Here is a 17,211-nt window from a genome sequence, read left to right on the forward strand (position 1 = left end):
GCCGCCCCTTCGGGGCGATTCCGTGCGGACGGCTGCCGATTCCCCTGTGTGCGTTTGCCGCAGAGGGGACAGGGAATGCTATGATACGCATCATGCGATTATTCTAAGAGATTGGCGGGACAGACATGCTTTTGTGCGCACAATACATTCTTCCCATCACGTCCGAGCCGTTCCAGAACGGCGCGGTGCTGATCCGCGACGGCGTCATCCGCGACATCGGCACGGCCGAGATGCTCAAGCTGCGCTATCCCGACGAAGAAGTGGCGGACTTCGGCCAGGCGGCGCTCATGCCGGGCCTCGTCGACCTGCACACGCATCTCGAGAACTCCGTCATGCGCGGCATCGTGCACGACGTGCCGTACACCACCTGGATCACGTCCATGGTGGAGAAAAGCGCCAAGATGGACGTGGGCGATTGGTACGATTCCGCCATCCTCGGAGGCCTCGAGGCGCTGTCGAGCGGCATCACCTGCGTCGCCGACATCACCACCACCGGCGCCGCCTGCACCGCCACGCAGAAGCTGGGCATGCGCAGCGTCATCTACCGCGAAGTGGGCGCCATGGACAAGCGCCGCGTCGACTACGCCATGCGCATCGCCGAGAACGACATCATGCACTGGCGCGAAGAGGTGGACGGCGACCGCATCACCATCGGCGTGGCCCCCGCGGCCATGTACGCGTGCCACCCCTCCGTGTTCACGAAAGTGTCGGAGTTCGCGCGTCGCGAGAACGTGCCCGTGGCCATGCACATGGCCGGCAACCGCGAGGAATACAACTTCATCAAGTACGGCTCGTCGCCGTTCTCGGTGCACACGATGGACCAGAAGCGCGGTTTCGTCGAGATTCCGCCGTGGCTGCCCACCGGCACGACGCCCGTGCGCTACGCCCTGAACTGGGGCGCGTTCGAGTCCGACAACGTGCTGGCCATCCACTGCGTGCACGTGGACGACAAGGACGTGCAGAAGCTGAAAGAGTACGACGTGGCCGTGGCCGTGTGCCCGCGCTGCAACGCGCAGCTGGGCATGGGTGTGGCGCCCATCAACGAGTTCATGCGCGCCGGCCTGCGCTTGGGGATGGGCACCGACTCGCCCGCCGCGACCGACTCCACCGACATGCTCACCGAGATGCGCATCGGCATGCTGGTGCAGCGCGCGGTGAACGTGGGCGAGTTCCTGGACTCGGCCACCATGCTGGAGATGGCCACCATCGGCGGCGCCCGCGCGCTCAGGCTGGACGACAAGATCGGCTCGCTCGACGTGGGCAAGCTGGCCGACATCATCGCCGTGGACCTGTCCGGTTCGCACCAGACGCCCACCACCGACCCGGTGTCGGCCGTCGTGAACACCTGCAGCGGTGCCGACATCCTCATGACGATGGTGAACGGGGTCGCGCTGTACGAGAAGAACAAGTGGAACGTGGGCGTCGAAGTAGCGAAGAACATCGCCCGCGTCATCGAGATCCGCGGTAAGTTGAGGTTGTAATCCATGGGAACGAACCAGAAGTTGACGGCTCAGCAGAAGAGCGAACGCGTCCGTGCCGCACAGGAGCGCGAGCGCAAGGAGAAAGAGCGTCGCGAGGCGGCGGCGCGCACGAAGAAGATCTTCACCATCGTCGTGTGCGTCATCCTCGTGCTGGCGCTCGGCATCCCCACGGTGGCGCTCGCCTTTCTCGGGAACGGCTCGTAAAGGAGCCGACCCGCGACACGCCCTCCGCTTTCGCGGAGGGCGTGTCGCCGCTAAAACGAGGCTTCGTGTCACAAAAATCACCGCTGTGAAGCGATTTCGGTGTCTTTCGAGTCTTTCCGCCGCTTTGCGCTCGCGATGCATCGGCATGCAGCCGTCGTTTTACCAGGTCGCAGGCATCGACGTCGCTCGCTCGCCGGGGGAGGGGCTTCACAGCGGTGATTTTTGTGACACGAAGGGCGCGCGCGGTCCGCTTTTCCGATCCAGTTCAAACGGTGTACGCCTCAATCGGTGTTCGTTGGGTGCATCGTCGTGCCATTCGTCATGCTTTTTCTGTAGAGCTATCTCGTTTGGGTGCAGGGGGCAGGTTTGTGATACTATAAATCGTTGCCGCGCATGGGGCGTGGAAACGAGAGAAGAGTAACCGCACAAAGGGGTTTGCTTTGTTTGGTATAGGTGGATTCGAGCTATTCCTCATTCTGCTGTTCGGGTTTCTGATCTTCGGACCCGACAAGTTGCCTGCTATGGCGAAGACGCTGGGGAAAGCCATCAACAAGTTCCGGAGCGCTCAAGAGGAAATGAACAAGGTCATCAAGACGGAGGTCTACGACCCCACGTCCGACGAGCCGTTCAAGAACCCGCTTGAGGCGCTGTCGAAGGTCGGCGAGATCGGCAAGGACGACAAGGAGGAGAAGACCGAGAGCTTCTCCGAGCGCAAGGCGAGGTACGACAGGGAACGCGCGGCCAAGAAGGCCGCCGAGGCCGAGAAGGCCGGAAGCGGCGAGGCTGCCGCGACCACTGCCGCCGCCGCGACGACGGCCGCTGCGGCCAAGCCGGTCGCCAAGCCCGACGGATCGTTCGCCAAGCCGGAAGCGGCGAAGCCCGCGGAGACGAAGCCGGCTACGAAGCCTGCCGCGACCACCGCGAAGCCGAAGCCGTCGCCCGACGAGCTCTACGGCACGAAGCCCGCCGCCAAGAAGCCGGCGGCCTCTCCCGCGCCCGCGAAGAGCGCGGCCAAGCCCGCGGCCGCGAAGCCTGCAGCCGCCAAGCCCGCAGCCAAGCCCGCCGCGAAGCCCACGGCCGCGAAGGCTGCGGCCGCTTCCAAGCCTGCTGCCAAGACCGACGCCGAGAAGGCTGCGGCTCGCTCGGCGGCGGCGAAGAAGGCTGCGGCCACGCGCGCTGCGAACAAGAAGGCGGCCGAAGCGACGACCAAATCCAACACGAACGAGAAGGGGGAATAAGCCATGCCCGTCGGACCGGCTCGAATGCCCCTATTCGATCACCTGGGCGAGCTGCGCATGCGTCTCGTGCGCATCATCGCGTGCCTCGCTATCGCCGTGGTTGTGTTCTACATGGCCACGCCCGTTATCAGCCAATTTCTGCTCCAGCCTATTTCTCCGTACCTGCCGGACGGCGTTGACGGCTTGCTGTCGGGTACGATCGTGCTCGATCCGTTCGAGGCGTTCGCGACGCGCTTCAAAATATCCATCTGGACCTCGATCGTGGCCTGCTCGCCCGTCATTCTCTGGCAGATCCTCGCGTTTTTCCTGCCGGCCCTCAAGCCCAGCGAGCGCAAGTGGTTCGTCCCCACGTTCGCTGCGGCGGTTGCGCTGTTCGTGTTCGGCACGGTGTTCTGCTACCTGATCATCCTTGACCCGGCGTTCCAGTGGCTGACCGACCAGGCCGCGGGCTTGGGCGAGGTGGTGCCGCGCGCGTCGACGTACATCGACACCATCATCAAGTTCGAGCTGGGCTTCGGCTTCGCGTTCGAGCTGCCGCTCATCGTGTTCTACCTCGTCATCTTCGACGTCGTTCCGTACAAGAAGCTGCGCGGCAGCTGGCGTACGGTGTACGTCGTGCTCATGGTCATCTCGGCCATGGCCACGCCGGACGCGTCCCCGGTCACCATGCTGCTCATGTTCGCCGCCCTGCTGGTGCTGTACGAGGGCAGCCTGTTGATCGCTCGCGTCGTGTTGAGCAAGCGCATCAAGAAGCAGACCGAAGAGCTCGATGCCGAAGAGGCCGAAGAGCGTGCCGAGGAGCTGGCGCTCAAGAAGACGAAGGCCAAGAAGGCCAAGTAGTCCGAACCGTACCTTGTCGAAGGCCCGTCGCACAGCGGCGGGCCTTGTGCGTTTTCTGGGCAGCATTCGCACCCGTTGACGCATCGATGCCTGCACGGCCGCGGCTCTTCGGCTACTATAGGCACGAACGATGCAAGGTGGATCAAGCGCGAAGGAGCGTCATGCACGAATTGGGAATCATGACGGGCGTGATGGACGCGGTGACGGCGTCGGCGCAGCAGGCCGGGGCCACGCGCGTGCTGAAGGTGAGCCTGTCGGTGGGAGAGATGACCGAGGCCATCGAGGACGCGCTCATGTTCGCGTTCGAGGCCCTGTCGGAAGGCACGCTCTGCGAAGGCGCCGAGCTGGAGATCACCATGGTGCGACCGAAGAGCCGCTGCTTGGAATGCGGTGCCGAATACGGGCACGACCGGTTCCACATGCTGTGCCCGGAATGCAACAGCTTCGCCACCGAGCTCATAGCCGGCCGCGAGCTGCAAATCGACTCGATTGAAGTCGACATACCCGACGATGATGACGATGACGAGGAGAACGAGGACTAACCATGCAAATCGATCTGAAGCAGCCGATCCTCCAGAAGAACGACGCGATCGCCTCCGAGCTGCGCCAGCGCTTCGCCGACAACCACGTGTTCGTGCTCGACCTGCTGGCCAGCCCCGGTTCGGGCAAGACGTCCACCATCCTGGCCACCATCGACGCGCTGCGCGACGAGTTCAACATCGCCGTCATCGAGGGCGATATCGCCAGCAACGTGGACGCCGAGAAGATCAAGGCGCAGGGCATCGCCGCCGTGCAGATCAACACGGGCGGCGCGTGCCACCTCGAAAGCGCGATGATCAAGCGCGCCGTGGACGTGCTCGACCTGGAGCGCCTCGACCTCATCATCGTGGAGAACGTGGGCAACCTCGTGTGCCCCACCGATTTCGATCTGGGCGAAAACGCCAAGGTGATGATCCTGTCCGTGCCCGAGGGCGACGACAAGCCGCTCAAGTACCCCGGCGTGTTCCAGGTGGCCGAGGCCGTGGTGCTCAACAAGGTGGACACCATGCCCGTGTTCAACTTCGACCGCGCGGCGTTCGACGAGGCGGTCGCGCAGCTGAACCCGCAGGCGCCCATCTTCCCGATCGCCGCCACGAAGGGCGACGGCGTCGAAGCCTGGACCGAATGGCTGGCCGACCGCATCCGCGCTATCCAGTAACGCTATGGAGAACAGCGAACGGTATCGCCTTTGCGTCGAGGCGCTTGAGGCTTTCATGGACGGCGCCGGGTTCACCGACGTCGTGATCGGCTTGTCCGGCGGCATGGACTCGAGCCTCGTGGCCGTCATGTGCGTGGACGCGCTCGGCGCCGAGCACGTCCACGGCGTGCTCATGCCGGGGCCGTATTCCACCGAGCACTCGGTGGACGACGCGCTCGAGCTGGCGCGGAACCTGGGCCTCGAGCCGCGCACGGTGTCCATCGCCGAGCCGTACCGGGCGTTCGAGGCCGCGCTCGCCGACGCGTGCGGCGGCAAGCTCGAGGGGCTGGCGGCCGAAAACACGCAGGCGCGCTGCCGCATGGTGTGCCTCATGGCGCTGTCGAACGCCTACGGGTGGATGCTCGTGAACACGGGCAACAAGAGCGAGGCCATGATGGGCTATTCCACGCTGTACGGCGACACGGCCGGCGCGTTCGCGCCGATCGGCGGCCTGTACAAAACCGACGTGTTCGCGGTGGCCCGTTGGCGCAACGACCAGGCCGAAGCTGCTGGCACGACGCCTCCCATTCCCGAGCACGTGTTCACGAAGCCGCCCAGCGCCGAGCTGTCGCCCGAGCAGGAGGACGAGAAGAGCATGGGGATCGACTACGCCACGCTCGACCGTCTGTTGGAAGCGCACGTGGAGCGCGGGCTGGACGCGACGGCGCTCGCGGCCGAAGGGTTCGACGCCGCCGACGTCGAGCGCGTGCTGCGAACGGTGCGCGCGACGGCGTTCAAACGCGCTCTCGAGCCCCCGAGCCCCGATGCGGCGTTCTACGTCTAGCCAGCGAACCGAGTAAAGGAGGTCTTCCGCCATGGAGCGCCGCGCGTTCTTCAAACTTGCGGGCTTGTCCGCTGCCGTGCTCACCGTGGGCGGAACCCTCGGTGCATGCGAGGCGGGAAAGCTGCCGGACAATCCCCTGACCGCCGCGAACGAAGCGAACGAAACCGCTGGGCAGTCGAGCGTGATGGGCCAGCCGGCCATCTCGTTCGACGCCGACGTCGACGTGCTGATCGTGGGCAGCGGCGTGGCGGGCCTGTCGGCCGCCATGGACCCGCTCGAGGCGAAGCGCTCGGTGATGGTGGTGGAGAAGCTCGACCTGCTGGGCGGCGAGAGCTACGAATCGAACGGCGTCATGCGCATCGCCGGCACCGACGTACAGCAGGGCGCGGGTGTGAAGACCACGGTCGACGAGGCATGGGAGGCGCGCAAGAAGGAGCTGAGCGCCGCCGGCATCGAGGATCTCGAGTTCGCGAAAACGCTGTTCGCCGCCGCGACGGACTGGGCCAATCGCCTGGCGTCCGACTACAACGCGCAGTTCGCCGATCCGAAAACCTACGTGGACGGCAAGGTGAACACGTCGGTCATGCTGCCGAAGAACGGCCTCGGCGACATGCAGAGCGTCATGATGCCGCTGCGCGACGGCCTCACCGCCAAAGGCGCCACCTTCTCGACCGGCCATCGAGCCATCGCGTTCATCCTGAACGAGGGCGGCGCGGCATGCGGCATGCGCTTCTGCGTGGAATCGGGCACGTCGGTGCTCGACGTCCGAGCGCGCCGCATCGTCGTCGCCACGGGCGGCTTCGCCAGCAGCCAGCCGCTCGTGCATGCGAACACGCCCGATTACGAGCGCGTGGGCTGTTACACGGTCGCCTCCATGGGCGAGGGCCAGCAGCTGTGCGCGCTGCTGGGCGGCCAACTGCTGGACATGGACAAAGCCGCGCCGCTCACCAGCAACCTGCCGCAGGCCACCGCGTGGGGGATGTTCGGCCCCACGGTCATCGTGGACGCGTTGGGGAAGCGCTTCGCGCGCGAGGACGACGCGAACGCCGCGGCCGGCGCCTGCTTCTCCGAAGAGCGGGGCTACTGGTGGACCGTGTTCGGCAAGCAGCTTACCGAGAGCGGCCAGTCGCGCAGCATCGCAGAGGTGGCCAGCAAGAACACCAAGCGCCTCATCGGCCCGTTCGACGATCTGGACGCGCTGGCCGCGGGCATGGGCGTCTCGGCCGACGTTCTGAACGAGACGTTCGACCGCTACGACGGGTTCGTGAAAGACGGCAAGGACGCCGACTTCGGCCGCACCCTGTATCTGGACGAGCTCGAAGCTCCCTACTACGCGCTCAAGCAGCTGCCGCAGCGGTACAAGTCGAGCGGCGGCGTGAAGACGGACAAGACGGGCCAGGTGCTCAGCATCGTGGGCGCCGTCATCCCCAACGTGTACTGCTGCGGCGCGGCCGCCGCGTCGAGCGTGGGCGGCCTCGCGTCGAACGGCGCGTTCGGCATGCTGGTGGGCCAGGCGGTTGCCGCCGCGCTCGATGCCGAGGATGCCGAGGACGCCGCCGCGCCGCAGGATGCTTCCTGATCGCAACCTCCCTCGTTGCTGACGGGTTGCCAAGGTGCAAAGCCGCGGCAACCGGGCCTCAATCGACGCATGACACAATGTCTCCATACCTACTTGAAGCTGCATGCGGCGCGCCTGCGTGTCGTCTGACCAGCGACGGATACGGAATTGGAGGTCTTCTATGTTCGGGGAAAGCAAGGCTGAGCGCGGAGGCGGCATGTCGCGTCGCGCGTTTCTGACGGGCGCGTGCGCCACCGGCGCGGTGGCGATGGTGGGCGGCCTGACCGCCTGCGCGACGCCGCCGCAGGACACCGGCCAAGGCGATGCGGGCGGCACAGGTACCGGCACGAACGGCGACGCGGTGCCCGGCAACAAGGCGCCCGGCAAGGTGGACAAGACCTACGACACCGACCTGCTCATCGTCGGCGCGGGCGGCAGCGGCTTGGCGTGCGCCGTGCAGGCGGCGCTCAACGGCACGAACTTCATCCTCGTGGACAAGAACAATCAGGTGGGCGGCAATGCGAGCTTCGTCGAGGGCATGTTCGCCGTCAACTCGACGCTGCAGCGCGAGCAGGGCATCGACATCCAGCCCGCCGAGATCGTGGAAGCCGAGCTCACGCGCGGCCAGCATCGCCAGAACGGCGATTTGTGGCTCGACCTCGTGAACAAGTCGGCCGACAACATCGCCTGGTGCATCGAGCAGGGCGTCATGTACTCCGGCACGGTGGACGACTACTACGGCGGCCTGTTCCCCACGTTCCACTGGTTCAAGGACAACAAGGCCGCGGTGGGCTACGTCGAGCCGATGAAGGCGCGCCTCGACGAGCTGGGCGTGCAGCTGCACCTCAAGACCACGGTGAACGGCCTCATCATGAAGGACGGCAAGATCGTTGGCGCATACGCCGACGGCGACGAGGGCGTGCTGCAGTACAACGCCAAGGCGGTGGTGTTCGCCACGGGCGGTTTCGGCGGCAACGAGGAGGTCATTGCCGAGCAGGGATGGAATACCGACGGCATGCACATCGTGGGTTCGCCGAACGCCGCGGGCGACGGCTATCGCCTCGCCATGGACAACGGCGCGCTCAACTTCATGGCCGATTCGGCGCAGTCCATCCTGTACGCTATCGAGGCATTCCCGCCCATCGACTTCCACGATGCGGCCGAGAACCCCATCAACGGCTACTTCGGCATCGCGGCCGGTGGGCCCGTGCTGTGGGTGAACGAGGCGTGCCAGCGGTACACGCGCGAGAACCTCACGGCCGACAACCTCGTGCTGCAGTGCATCCCCGGCAAGGGCAACAAGGAGAACTTCGTGGTGTTCGACCAGACCATCTTCGACCAGTTCTTCGGCAAGGACGACGACGCGAAGAAGATGTTCGACGACGCGCTCGCCTCGAACGGCGGCGGCAGCCTGTACGCGGGCGACTCGATCGAGGCCCTCGCGAACAACTTCAACCTCGACGCCGACGCGCTCAAGGCGACGATCGACCACTACAACGAGCTGTGCCGTGACGGCTCCGACAGCGACTTCGGCAAGGCGGCCGACCTCATGGTGCCCATCGAGACGTCGCCGTTCTACCTGGCCAAGCTGTCGTACAGCTACTTCTTCTCGGTCGGCGGCATCACCACCGACAAGCAGCGCCGCGTGCTGGACGGCAACCGCAACCCCATCGACGGCCTGTACGCCATCGGCAACGACGGCAACATGCTGTATCGCAACGTGTACACCATCAACATGCCGGGCACCGCGTTCGGCAACCAGGTGAACAGCGGCCGAGAATCCGCGAACGCCGTGATGGACTACCTGAAGCGGTAGGGGATGCGCCGATAGAGAACGCGCCGGAAGGCTCCCGTTGCGGGAGCCTTCCGTGTTGAGGGGAGGGGGTCCGATGCCCTACGCCTTGAGCGCCTCGACGACGGCTTTGCCGGAGATGAGGCCGCTGCCCGCGTTCGGGCTGAGGTCGCTGCCGCTGTCGGCAACGGTGGAGCCGGCGCAGTAGACGTTGGGGATGGGGGTGCCGTCCTTGTCCGTCAGCTGGCTGTCGGTGGTGATCTTCATGCCGCCGTGCGTCTTGTAGCGGTAGGGGAAGTGCTTCATGGCGTAGAACGGCGCGGACAACGACTGCAGGAACAGCTTCTTGCCGAACTCGGTGTCCTCGCCCGCGGCCACCATGGCATCGTAGGTTTCGAACGTGGCCTTCAGCGTGTCGGCCGGCACGTCCATGGCGGCGGCCAGCTCGTCGAGCGTGGCGCACGGCCCCACGAGGCGATCGGCGTTGCTCTTCATGTTCATCTCGACGTTCCACTTCTGGCTGCCGTTGACGGTCTGATCGTCGAAGATGGTCCACCAGAAGCCCAGTCCCAGTTCGGCGGCTGCGTCGGGCGAGTCGTGGCTCTGGTCTTCCTTGATGAAGCGACGGCCCTGCGGGGTCACCTGCACCTGCGGCGAGAAGTAACCCCACACCGTCACCTGGGCGAGGTCGCTCATGCGGTTGGCTTCCATGTCCATGTGCGTGTACTCGCCGCCGATGGCCTTGCACAGCTGGTGGCCTTCGCCCATGGAGTTCACGGTCAGCGGCCCCAAGCGCGCCTGGCTGGGCAGGTACGTGGACACCATCTCCTGGTTGCACGAGAAGCCGCCCGTGGCCACGATGATCTTCTTCGCACGGATGTCGACGGTTTTGTTGTTCTTCTCGTCGTTGAAGCGCACGCCGATGGGCGCGCCCTCGCCGTCCACGATGAAGTTCGTGGCGCGCAGGTTCAGCTTGTACGTGGCGCCCTTCTGCTCGAGGCCCTTCTGCAGCGGCGTGAGCACCTGGGTCATGTCGCCGATGCCGTTGCCCGGCAGCAGCATCGAGGTGGGAGCGCCCGTGTTCATGTAGTCGGTGATAGGCTGGAACACGGCGCCGTAGTCGGCGGCCACGCGGTCGGCCCACTCGGTTTGGTAGACGTACACGCGGTGCTTGTACTCCATGTCGTCGGTCTCGCCCTTCTTCTCGAGCACCGGCTGGTAGGCCTTCCACTTCTCCTCGGGATCGCCCTCGATGCCGGCGTCCTTCTGCATCTTGCTGCCCGACACGTTCATGACGCCGCAGGCGATGAAGCTTTCGCCGCCCACGCGCTCCAGCTTGTCCACGAGCATGACCTTGTGGCCCGCTTCGACGGGGTCCATCGCGGCCGACATGCCGGCGATGCCCGTGCCCAGGATGAGCACGTCGGTTTCCTCGCTGAACGAGACGGGCGCGGTGCCCACCACCTGCTCGGCCGCGTTCGCGTCGCCCGACCCGTCCGACGCCCCGCCGCTCGGCGAGCATCCTGCCAGCGCGCCGCCCGCGGCGATGACCGCGCCCGAAGCGATGGCGGCCTTCAAGAAATTGCGGCGATCCATTGCAGTTTTCATAGCGTTCCTCCCTGTTGTTGCGTGGTGATCCCTCCGTGCCGCCGCTTGCGTGGCGACGGGTTCACCCTACGTTCGATCAGGGAATTCGTCACCGTCCGTTTCGGACTATATTGTCCTCGGACGGCCGGAATCCTGTGCGTTTGCCTCATGGGTGCCCGCCGTTTCCGGTATGATGCCCCCTATGAGGGAAACGGGAGGGAACAACCAGAAACAGGTGCCGCGGTCGCGCGCTCATCCGGCTGTGTTTTCGGCCATGGTGATCGTGGGCTTCGGCCTGTACCGCGGCGTGAACTCGAACGCCTACCTTTCCGCGTTCGCGTTCGTCGAAGCGCCGTTCGTGTTCGTGCCCGACCTCTTCTTCAACGTGGTGGTGGCGTGCTCGGTCATCGTGTGCGCGGCCGTGGCCGTGGCGTTGGCGCTGACGGGGAGGATCAAGCCGAACACCATGCCGTTCGCACTGCCGACTGCCCTGCTTTTGGCGGGGAACCTGGCCGCGCTGCTGGGCGTGGTGCTGGCGCTGCCCTCCGACGTCGCGCTGCTGGTGCCCGGCGTGCTGTACGGTGCGGGAAGCGTCATGCTGTCGCTGTTCTGGATCGAGGCGTTCGCGGCCAGCAAACCCAGCGTCATCGTGGTGCAGATCGCGCTCGGCATGCTGCTGAACGTGGTGGTGTCGTCGGCGCTGTCTCCGCTGTCGGGCGACGCGCAGATGCGCCTGAGCTGCGCGCTGCTCGTGGTGATGGCGGGATGCGCCTGGTTCGTGCGACGGCAGCTGCGCGCTGCGAGCGACGAGGGCGAGGCGGAGGGAAAGGCGGCCGGCGGAGCGCTTCCGGTCAAGGAGCTTCCCGCCGAAGAGCCGGCCCGCACGGGGCTGGGCGCGTCGCTGCGCGCGCGGTGGGGCGCGTACCGCGACGCATTCCTGGAACTGGGCGACTCGCTCGTGGCGTTCTTCGTGCTCGAGGCCGTCATCGGGCTGCTCAACAGCTTCATGCTGGCGGGCTCCATCGACTTCGAGGGCTCGGGCGCCGTGTCCATCGCCGCCATCGTGGGCGCCATCGTCGTGTTCTGCTTCATCGTGTTCGTGGCGCATCGCATCCCGAAGGTGTCCACCGTGTCGGGCGTGGTCATGCCCGTGCTGGCTGCGATGCTCGTGTTCCTCCCGTTTCTCAGCGAGCAGTACAACCTCGTGTTCTCGCTGTTGCTGCTGGGCAGCTACTGGTTCGTCGCGCTGCTCATCACGTACCTCGTGGCCGAGGTGGCGCACGTGCGGAAGGTGTCGCCGTACGTGCTGATGGGCGTGGCGATGGGAGTCGCCCGGGTGTGCCTGGTCGTCGCGCTGCTGGCGGGGTACGCGGCCGGCGTGGCGGGCGGCGGTCCCAGCGACGAGGCGGAGCACACGATGCGCTACCTCGTGATCATCGTCGTGGTGCTGTACGCGCTGTGCATGGCGCTCGTGTTCTTCTCGCGCGACCGCAAGCGTCGGCGCGCGGAAGAAGCGTCCGCGACACCGGGGGAGGTCGAAGCGCCGACGGGTCCCGTCGCTCCCGCCGACGCCGGGGCGGCTGCCGTGTCCGAGGGCGAGACGGCGCTCGATGCGCGCTGTGCCGCGGTGGCGCACGAGGGCGGCCTCACCGATCGGGAGGCCGAGATTCTCGGCTACCTCGCGCGCGGGCGCACGAAGGCCTACATCGCCGACGTGCTGTTCGTCACCGAGAACACCGTTCGCAGCCACGTGCGCAACATCTATTCCAAGCTGGGCGTGCACACGCGCCAAGAGCTGCTCGACCTCCTGGAGCGCTGAGCCCCACCTTCCGGCAACATACATCGCCTGGGGTATGGCAGAGTCTCGACGGGTCGCGTAGTATGAGGCCATGGATACCATTCTGGTGAACAATCGACCGATGAGCCCCAAGGACTGGGGCATCGACGCCGCCGTCACGGCGCTGGCGTTCCTGTTCGGCAGCGTGCAGCTGATGCTGGCGGCGTCGAACATCATCATCTCCGACTTCGGCCTGCGCCAGTACTTGGGCATGGTGGACGCCGTGCCGAACGTGCAGGTGTTCGTGGCTTTGGCCATCACCACGCTGCCGCTTATCGTGCGCCGCCGCTTCCCCTGGCCCGTGTTTCTGTTCTGCCTCGTCTCGTTCTTGGGGCTGCAGAACGCGTTCAACGGATTCTCGCTCACCATCGTCGGGCCGGTGGTGGCCATCTACACCATCGCCAGCGAGCGCGGCCGCACCGAGGCCGTCGTCGCGGTGGTGCTGGCCGTGGCGGGCCTCATGTTCTCGGACCCGCATGCGGGCACGGCCAACATGGTGCTGTTCACGCGCTTCCAGAACATCGCGATGGTGGTGGCCGCCGGCTTGGCCGGCTACGCCTACCGCACGCATCGCGCATACGTGAAGGCCACCGAGGAGCGCGCCGTCGAAGCCGAGCGCACGCGCGAGGAGGAGGCGGCCCGGCGCGTGGAGGAAGAACGCGTGCGCATCGCGCGCGAGGTGCACGACATCACGGCGCATTCGCTGTCGGCCGTCAGCATCCAGGCAGCCGCCGCCGAGCGCATGATCGACCGCGATCCCGCTGCCGCGAAGGAGGCCATCGCCACCGTGCGCGCCACCGCGAAGAGCGCGCTTGACGATATCCGCAGCATGATCGGCGTGCTGCGCTGCGGAGACGACGCGGCGGAGACGGCGCCCACGGCGGGAACCGATCGGCTGGACGACCTCGTGACGTACCTGTGCGATGCGGGCATCGAAGCCACGCTCGAAGCGAAGGGCTACTGTCGAGCGGACGTGCCCGCGCATGTGGACATGGCGCTGTTCGGCATCGCGCGCGAAGCGGTCACGAACATCGTGCGGCACGCCCATGCGCGCACGGTGTCCATTCGCTTGACGGTCGAGGCGGGCAAGGCGCGCCTCGTGGTGGAAGACGACGGCAACGGATGCGGCTTGTCGGCATCGGCGGCGTCTGCGGGCGCGTTGCCCCAGGCGGCCGATGGCGAAGGCCACGGCATCGCCGGCATGGCGGAGCGCGTGCACCTGCTGGGAGGCACGTTCGCGGCGGGCGACCGGGCGGGCGGAGGCTTCCGCGTGGTCGCGTGCCTGCCGACGAAGGGAGCGGAGGCGTAAATGGAAGAACGCGTGTGCGTGGTGGTTGCAGACGATCAGGATCTCGTCCGCAGCGGGTTCAAGCTCATCCTCATGTCCTACGACGGCATCGACGTGGTGGGGGAGGCGCGCGACGGCCACGAAGCGGTGGAACTGGCTTCGCGGCTGCATCCCGACGTGGTGCTCATGGATATCCGCATGCCGCGCATGAACGGCATCGAGGCCACGCGCGCCATCCACGACGACCCCGCGCTCGAAGGCGTGCATGTGCTCATCCTCACGACGTTCGACCTCGACGAATACGTGTACGACGCGCTGGCCGCCGGTGCCAGCGGGTTTCTGCTCAAGGACGCCGAGCCCGACGAGATCGCCGCGGCCGTGCGCGTCGTGGCGCAGGGCGACGCCCTCATCGAGCCGTCCATCACGCGCCGTCTCATCGAGACGTTCGTGGCCACCCGCCCCGCCACGCTCGGCGGCGCCGCTGCCGTGGCCGCCGGGCTGCGCGCCCTCACCGATCGCGAGCGCGAGATCCTCGCCCTGGTGGCGCGCGGGTTCACGAACGATGAAATAGGCTCCGAGCTGTTCATATCGCCCGCAACGGTGAAAACCCATCTCGCCCGCATCATGGCGAAGCTCGACGCTCACGATCGTGCCCAGCTCGTCGTGCGCGCCTACGAAGGAGGCCTCGTGAAGCCCGGAGCGTTTTCGCGCTAGACGCCCCATCTCCTGGGCGCGGCGCAAGGCTGCGGCAGTCGCCCGTTTGCCAATTGTGATGATCGTTTGACGATTATGCAAAATCTCAGTCACGAGCGCTCAGATTTCCTCCAATCCCCTTGCATTCAGTGATGAGGATGCTATGATAACGCAATGTTTAGCACTCGTTACCGAGGAGTGCTAGCAGTCACCACCAACGAGTGGTTAAATAGCGAACATGCGGCAAACCGGGTTCGTGCATACGTCGGACGAAAGGAAGGCAACGTTATGAATTTGAAACCTCTGGGTGATCGCGTTATCGTCAAGCAGGACGAGGCCGAGGAGACGACGGCCTCCGGTCTGTTCCTCGCGACCGAAGCGAAGGAGAAGCCCCAGAGCGGCACCGTGCTGGCAGTGGGCGACGGCAAGCTCGACAAGGACGGCAACCTCGTTCCGGTTCCCGTAAAGGTGGGCGACAAGGTCGTGTACGGCAAGTTCGGCGGCACCGAGATCAACGTCGAAGGCGAGGACGTGCTGATCCTCCGCGGCGACGATCTGTACGCTGTATTCGCATAGCTCGACCTGACGGCTTTTTGTGACGGCTATTCGACTCGCCACAAAAACCCTGTGATTACCTTTATTGATAAACGCGGTTGAAAGGATACATGCAACATGGCTAAGGAAATCAAGTTCGAAGCCGACGCTCGCAGCGCGCTTGCCGCCGGCGTCAACAAGCTGGCCGACGCCGTCAAGGTGACGCTTGGCCCCAAGGGCCGTTACGTGGCGCTTGAGAAGTCCTACGGCGCTCCGCTCATCACGAACGACGGCGTGACCGTCGCCAAGGAAGTCGAGCTCGAGGACCCCATCGAGAACATGGGCGCTCAGCTGGTTCGCGAAGTTGCCGTGAAGACGAACGATGTGGCCGGCGACGGCACCACGACGGCGACGCTGCTCGCCGACGTCATCGTGTCCGAGGGCCTGCGCAACGTGACCGCCGGCGCTGACGCGCTCGGCATCCGCCGCGGCATCCAGAAGGCCACCGACGTCGTGGTCGAGGCTATCAAGGCCGACGCGACGCCCGTGTCCACCAAGGAGCAGATCGCGAACGTCGGCACCATTTCCGCCGGCGACGCCGAAATTGGCAACGCCATCGCCGAAGCCATGAGCGCGGTCGGCAACGACGGCGCCATCTCCGTCGAGGAGAGCCAGACGTTCGGCCTCGAAATGGACATCGTCGAGGGCATGCAGTACGAGCGCGGCTACATCTCGCCGTACATGGCCACCGACATGGAGAAGATGGAGGCCGTGCTCAGCGACCCCTACATCCTGCTCACCGATCAGAAGGTCACCAACATCCAGGATATGGTGCCCCTGCTGGAAGAGGTCATGAAGTCCGGTCGTCCGCTGTTCATCGTCGCGGAAGACGTTGAGGGCGAGGCGCTGGCCACCATCCTGCTGAACAAGCTGCGCGGCACGTTCAACTGCGTCGCCATCAAGGCCCCCGGCTTCGGCGACCGCCGCAAGCGCATCCTCGAGGACATCGCGGCCGTCACGGGCGCGCAGGTCATCGACAAGGACTTCGGCATGACCATGGCCGATGCCCGCATCGACATGCTGGGCCATGCCAAGACGGTCAAGGTCACGAAGGACACGGCCCTCATCGTGGACGGCGCTGGCGACAAGAAGGCCATCGACGACCGCATCAGCCAGATCAAGGCCGAGCTCGAGCGCGTCGACTCCGACTTCGACCGCGAGAAGCTGCAGGAGCGCCTGGCGAAGCTGTCCGGCGGCGTGGCGGTGCTCAAGGTGGGCGCTGCGACCGAGTCCGAGCTCAAGGAGAAGAAGTCCCGCATCGAGGACGCCCTGCAGGCGACCCGCGCGGCGGTCGAAGAGGGCATCGTCGCCGGCGGCGGCGTGGCGCTGGTCGACGTCCTGCCGAAGCTCGACGACGTCGAGACGGCCGACAAGGACGAAGAGGTCGGCGTGGCTATCATCCGCAAGGCGCTTGAGGCTCCGATGCGCGCCATCGCCCAGAACGCTGGCTTCGAGGGCAGCGTCGTGGTCGAGCACGTCAAGGGCATGGGCGCTGGCGAAGGCCTGAACTGTGCCAACGGCGAGTACGGCAACATGATCGAGATGGGCGTCAACGACCCCGTGAAGGTGACCCGCACGGCTCTGCAGTCCGCTGCCTCCGTTGCGGCCCTCATCCTCATCACCGAGGCCACCATCAACGAGATCCCGAAGGACCCGGATCCGGCGGCCATGGCTGCTATGGCCGGTGCCGGCGGCATGGGCGGTATGATGTAGGCCCTGCGCAACGCGCAACGTGCTTTATCAAGGGAGGCGGCCGCTGGCCGTCTCCCTCTTTTATAGTAGGGTGCTTTCCAGGGACGCGTGCTTCCTCCTGTTGTGAACGGCCCTTCCGAATCTTTTCCAGGTTTCCCGAAACTCGCCCTTGCGTTCGGGGCCGCGAGCCTGTAGCATATGCAAGCTGCCTTCCCCCGGGAGAGGCGAGGCAGTGCCGGAACCCCCGGTCCGCAGCACGCGAAAGCGGCCCGCGGAAAAAATTCTCGAGAAACTGGAAAATAGTTCTTGACGGCGGGGTGACGGGCGCGTAATATATCTCCTTGCGCTTCGGGTGGAACCGAAAGCGACGGGGCCCCGGGAGGGGC

General features: G+C 65.7%; 15 protein-coding genes. 14 read left to right on the top strand and 1 reads right to left on the bottom strand.

Translation table 11 applies throughout. The features are described 5' to 3' along the window. Nucleotides 1–125 precede the first annotated feature (125 nt). The 9 genes from H8S61_RS15880 (at nt 126) to H8S61_RS15920 (ending at nt 9,158) form a co-directional block, all read left to right on the top strand. The gene (locus H8S61_RS15880; protein ID WP_186939665.1) at nt 126–1,481 is read left to right on the top strand and encodes an amidohydrolase family protein; all 1,356 of its coding nucleotides are present in this window, start codon (nt 126–128) and stop codon (nt 1,479–1,481) included. Between the two features lie 3 nt (nt 1,482–1,484). Next, on the top strand, nt 1,485–1,685 hold the full coding sequence (locus tag H8S61_RS15885; RefSeq protein ID WP_154332371.1) for a CASC3 protein CASC3: 201 nt from the start codon (nt 1,485–1,487) through the stop codon (nt 1,683–1,685). Nucleotides 1,686–2,125: 440 nt separating this feature from the next. Further along, nucleotides 2,126–2,923 (top strand): Sec-independent protein translocase subunit TatA/TatB, encoded by a 798-nt coding sequence (locus H8S61_RS15890; protein ID WP_186939666.1) that lies wholly within the window; start codon nt 2,126–2,128, stop codon nt 2,921–2,923. A gap of 3 nt (nt 2,924–2,926) precedes the next feature. Further along, nucleotides 2,927–3,763, top strand: a complete 837-nt coding sequence (gene tatC, locus H8S61_RS15895; protein ID WP_154332369.1) for a twin-arginine translocase subunit TatC — start codon at nt 2,927–2,929, stop codon at nt 3,761–3,763. A 161-nt stretch (nt 3,764–3,924) separates the two neighbouring features. Further along, nucleotides 3,925–4,305, top strand: a complete 381-nt coding sequence (hypA, locus tag H8S61_RS15900; protein ID WP_186939667.1) for a hydrogenase maturation nickel metallochaperone HypA — start codon at nt 3,925–3,927, stop codon at nt 4,303–4,305. Between the two features lie 2 nt (nt 4,306–4,307). Further along, the gene (hypB, locus tag H8S61_RS15905; RefSeq protein ID WP_160941062.1) at nt 4,308–4,961 is read left to right on the top strand and encodes a hydrogenase nickel incorporation protein HypB; all 654 of its coding nucleotides are present in this window, start codon (nt 4,308–4,310) and stop codon (nt 4,959–4,961) included. Between the two features lie 4 nt (nt 4,962–4,965). After that, the gene (nadE, locus tag H8S61_RS15910; protein ID WP_186939668.1) at nt 4,966–5,784 is read left to right on the top strand and encodes an NAD(+) synthase; all 819 of its coding nucleotides are present in this window, start codon (nt 4,966–4,968) and stop codon (nt 5,782–5,784) included. A gap of 31 nt (nt 5,785–5,815) precedes the next feature. Then, entirely contained in the window at nt 5,816–7,363 is a 1,548-nt protein-coding gene (locus H8S61_RS15915) for an FAD-dependent oxidoreductase (RefSeq protein WP_186939669.1), read from the top strand. Between the two features lie 196 nt (nt 7,364–7,559). Then, nucleotides 7,560–9,158, top strand: a complete 1,599-nt coding sequence (locus H8S61_RS15920) for an FAD-dependent oxidoreductase (protein WP_255466663.1) — start codon at nt 7,560–7,562, stop codon at nt 9,156–9,158. A 78-nt stretch (nt 9,159–9,236) separates the two neighbouring features. Here H8S61_RS15920 and H8S61_RS15925 read toward each other — a convergent pair whose 3' ends face one another. Beyond that, nucleotides 9,237–10,742, bottom strand: a complete 1,506-nt coding sequence (locus tag H8S61_RS15925; RefSeq protein WP_186939671.1) for an FAD-dependent oxidoreductase — start codon at nt 10,740–10,742, stop codon at nt 9,237–9,239. Between the two features lie 181 nt (nt 10,743–10,923). Here H8S61_RS15925 and H8S61_RS15930 point away from each other — a divergent pair, with 181 nt between their 5' ends. From H8S61_RS15930 to groL, 5 genes are all read left to right on the top strand, one after another. Continuing rightward, entirely contained in the window at nt 10,924–12,540 is a 1,617-nt protein-coding gene (locus H8S61_RS15930; RefSeq protein WP_186939672.1) for a LuxR C-terminal-related transcriptional regulator, read from the top strand. Nucleotides 12,541–12,610: 70 nt separating this feature from the next. Continuing rightward, a complete protein-coding gene (locus H8S61_RS15935) occupies nt 12,611–13,867 on the top strand; it encodes a sensor histidine kinase (protein ID WP_186939673.1) in 1,257 nt (418 codons plus the stop codon). Continuing rightward, complete coding sequence (locus H8S61_RS15940; RefSeq protein ID WP_186939674.1) at nt 13,868–14,560, top strand: response regulator transcription factor; 693 nt, start codon at nt 13,868–13,870, stop codon at nt 14,558–14,560. A gap of 267 nt (nt 14,561–14,827) precedes the next feature. Continuing rightward, complete coding sequence (locus H8S61_RS15945; protein ID WP_101720770.1) at nt 14,828–15,115, top strand: co-chaperone GroES; 288 nt, start codon at nt 14,828–14,830, stop codon at nt 15,113–15,115. A gap of 96 nt (nt 15,116–15,211) precedes the next feature. Then, nucleotides 15,212–16,846 (top strand): chaperonin GroEL, encoded by a 1,635-nt coding sequence (gene groL, locus H8S61_RS15950; protein WP_154332360.1) that lies wholly within the window; start codon nt 15,212–15,214, stop codon nt 16,844–16,846. Nucleotides 16,847–17,211 lie beyond the last annotated feature (365 nt).

Origin of the sequence: Eggerthella hominis (assembly GCF_014287365.1) — a bacterium.
GTDB classification, from domain to species: domain Bacteria; phylum Actinomycetota; class Coriobacteriia; order Coriobacteriales; family Eggerthellaceae; genus Eggerthella; species Eggerthella guodeyinii.